3 protein-coding genes are annotated in these 3,247 nt (G+C 38.4%); all 3 read right to left on the minus strand.

The genetic code is table 11. The features are described from left to right. Positions 1-369: 369 nt before the first annotated feature. Positions 370-2,163, minus strand: coding sequence for a SusE domain-containing protein (locus ACY65O_RS09650; RefSeq protein WP_462220647.1), 1,794 nt, complete (start codon positions 2,161-2,163; stop codon positions 370-372). Between the two features lie 45 nt (positions 2,164-2,208). After that, on the minus strand, positions 2,209-3,027 hold the full coding sequence (locus tag ACY65O_RS09655) for a SusE domain-containing protein (RefSeq protein ID WP_462220648.1): 819 nt from the start codon (positions 3,025-3,027) through the stop codon (positions 2,209-2,211). Between the two features lie 24 nt (positions 3,028-3,051). Then, the coding region (locus ACY65O_RS09660; protein WP_462220649.1) for a RagB/SusD family nutrient uptake outer membrane protein at positions 3,052-3,247 on the minus strand (196 nt) is incomplete at its 5' end.

Genomic DNA, 3,247 nt, shown 5'->3' on the forward strand with positions numbered 1-3,247 from the left:
GAGAATGGTGAATGTGGAATATGGAATGTCGAATGTGTGATTTTGCACGCTGAGGGGCAGGGTACGCTGAGAAAAATATTATATAACCCCTGCTGTTTTTCTTTCTTGAAGTGCAAGCCATTTATAAAAATAAAATCGAATCTACCTCTGCGTTCTCTGCTGCTCTGCGGGGTACTTTTTTTAGTCTTCTGTAAAATACTCAACTGTTAATTTTTAAACTAAAGCATAATCATATAACCTATAGCGGCTAAAGCATTGCTGTTATCATCCAACAAATATTCATTTACTGCTGAATCAAATCTTTTGCACCGTAAATAAAATGGGCCAACAAAAATGTCAGCCCATTTATAAAACAGTAGTTATACTTTATTAATTTATCCTCATGGTTTGAGTGTTCTCATTTAAAGTAACGGTATAAGTTCCGGCTGTGGCTGGAGTTTTAAAATCTCCGCCGCCTTCCCACCTGATACCTTTATTTACACCCACTGCCTGGCTGCCACCGCTGTTATCTTCATAATCAAAAGCACCCCAATTATTTCCTGCAAGAAACTTAATTGATTTATTTGCTTTTAGCGCTATTGTAATTGTCCAAACACCATTACCGCTGTAAGTCATTTGTGGAGAGGATGGTGGATCCCAGTCATTAACTCCGGCCTGGTTCATACCGTCGCCCACTAAACGCATTTCGGCTGCAGGGCTGGTAAAGTATTTAACGTTGTTTACATCACGGCCATCCCAAATTATTCTGTTGCGTACAGGCGAATTAGTAATGTCTGCAAAATTTGAACCGTTTACTTCCAGTGTACTGCCATCGCCGCCGGCTGTGCCGTAACTTCTTGTTTCGTCAACTGCTTTGCTGCCATTATCCCATGCATTATTATCAATTAATTTCCAGCCCTGGTTTGCAACAAAAGTATTGATGCCTACAAATAAATTAGTACCGGCATTGCCCATAGCATAAGTGGGGAACACATTTGGAGGATTCCATCCTGCGCCTGTTGCACCACCTACAAAACCCATTCTTCCTGCACGGATATCGTATTTTAAAGTGGTACGGTTAACCGTAATTCTGTAAAACCCTGCAGTTGGTACAGTAAGATTAGCCCCACCTGAAGAAAGATTTCCAGCAGTTCCACCGTAATTTACATCCCAAGTGCGGCCTACCGTTACTTTAAACTCTGCATTAGCTGGCAAATAAATATACATATAATACATATCGTTAAATACACCCGGACGAAGGTCCCTTATAAATTCAGGAGCTGTAGGCGGATCCCAATCATTGCCATTGCCAGTACCCGACTGATAGCCACCCGGCAAATACATTCTAAGAATGGGTAAATAACTTTTGATACTTACGTTAACCACATTTGAATATACTATCGCACCCAAAGCAGTTACAGCTTTTATTCGATATTCTACAGTTCCTGTATTACCACCGGGTATGCCCGAAGTTAATGCAGTGCTGTTCATTTCTCCCTGTGTTAACCCTTTGGTTAATATTGATGGCCCGGCAGCAATATCTAATGGTGCCACAAAGTTTTTACCTGCAGAATCGTATTGTAAAGTATAACTTACAATACCGCCATATCCTTTAAACGATGATGTCCAGTTGAATGTATTAGAAGCTAGTGCTGCATTGGCTAAACTAAGTGTAACAGTAGAGTTGGTACTGGTTAATACTGAAGGATCGGCAAATGGCGTAACGCTAACTTTTACCACGTTACTCATGTACCTTTCGTTGTTGTTGCTGTAAGAAGATATTAAACGTACATCAATTGATTGAGCAACGTTTAATTTAAATCCTAAGTTTAGCAAAATGCCGTTTAAATCTCTTCCGGTAAGTGCCGTGTTTAAAACGCCGATAACGGTTTTGGTATTTTCGTTGGCAAAGTTTTTTCCGGTGCTGTCTATTTCTAAAATATATTTTGTAGTGGCTGAGTCAACAGAATACTTTGGATTGCTCCACGAAAAAGTTACAGCAGCTTTATTAGAATCTGCAAGTGCCGGAGCAACTGCAGCGGTTGAGCTGGTTAATACTGGTGATACACCTAATTGATAAACTGGTAATGCTTCTGCTTTTTTAAGATTATCTATTTTATTACAGGCAGTAAAAAAACCTGTAACAGCAACAGCCGCTAAAATTATTTTTGAGAGATGTTTCATTATTAAATGTTTTAAAGTTTTTAATTAACCGGGAAAAGAGAATGGTTATTCTACTGTATATTTTCCAGTTTTAAAATCTACTGTTATTTTATATGATTTTGTAACAGCAGGTGATTTTATATCTCCGCCATCTGGCTTAAAAGTGTCGCCATTTACGTTATTGGCATTATTGCTTCCTGTAAAACCATATTTATTACTCCAATCGCCATAAACGGGAACAAACAACATAGAGTTGTTGGCACTAAGCACTATAGTCAATTCAAATTTTGATGAACTTACTTTTGTAAACCGCTGGCTAACATTTTCCGGATCTCCGCCACCCATCCAGCTTGCTGGTGATGCACTGCCGGTAATATATAATTTTGCAGGCACCGGATATACCACATCTAAATAAGGCGTAATTATCATTTTAATTACATTGCTGTACAATGGCACGTTGGAATTAGTGATGTTTGATTTAACACGTATCTCCATATTGTGCGGCATGTTTTCTAATAAACCCATCCCCAGTAATAAAGTGTTTAAATCCTTTACTGTAATGGCGGTGGCCAATTCTTTTGGAATAGACTTTTCTCCAATTTTAGGATTAGTAAAATTTGCACCCGTAGTATCAAATTGCAAAGTGTAAGTAACATCCTGTGAGCTTGGCCCGGTATTAAACTGGTAGTTAGGATTTGTCCAGGTAAAACTTAATGCCTGGTTATCTTTATTGGCAATTAACAAAACCAATGGTGTGGTAGAAGATGCTTTAAGCACAGGTGCTGTACCGCCTTCGAAATAGTTTTTATTTTCATCTTTTTTGCATGATGCAAAAAATGCCACCAGTATGGTTAAGAAGAAAATTTGTTTTAGTATATTTTTCATTGTAATAATTTTAGCAGTTAAAAATTAATAACCGGCATTTTGTGTAAGGTTAGGGTTTGCTGTTCTGTTGGTTGATGGTATGGGAAAAATATTAAACTTACTGTCAACCCCTGTACCTGATGCTACGCCACCTTTCCATGGCCAAACATAAGTGGAGGTAGTTAATAAACCATAACGTATTAAATCGGTACGGCGGTGGCCTTCCCAATATAATTCTCTT

This window comes from Ferruginibacter sp. (genome assembly GCF_031430955.1).
In the GTDB taxonomy this organism is placed as follows: domain Bacteria; phylum Bacteroidota; class Bacteroidia; order Chitinophagales; family Chitinophagaceae; genus Ferruginibacter.